The 265-nt window shown below is 31.3% G+C and carries 1 protein-coding gene; it reads right to left on the minus strand.

All coding sequences use genetic code 11. The features are described from left to right. A partial coding sequence (locus tag KGF39_RS19690; RefSeq protein ID WP_227823603.1) for a transposase occupies positions 1-265 on the minus strand: 265 nt, incomplete at both ends.

The following is a 265-nucleotide window of genomic DNA, read 5'->3' on the forward strand; positions in this document are numbered from 1 at the left end:
TGTATTTCAGTATCAGGAAATACTGCTTTAATTGCATCAGAAAATCCAACTAGTCCATCTACAGAAGCTATTAATATATCCTTAACTCCTCTGTTTTTGACATCTGTAAGTACCTTTAGCCAATACTTTGAACTTTCATTTTCTCCAATCCATATTCCTAAAACCTCCTTTATGCCTTCTAAGTTAATACCTATAGCTATATAGGCTGCTTTGTTTATTATTCTACCTTCACTTCTAACTTTATAATGTATAGCATCCATAAATA

Source organism: Clostridioides sp. ZZV14-6345, from assembly GCF_020657775.1.
In the GTDB taxonomy this organism is placed as follows: Bacteria; Bacillota; Clostridia; order Peptostreptococcales; family Peptostreptococcaceae; genus Clostridioides; species Clostridioides difficile_D.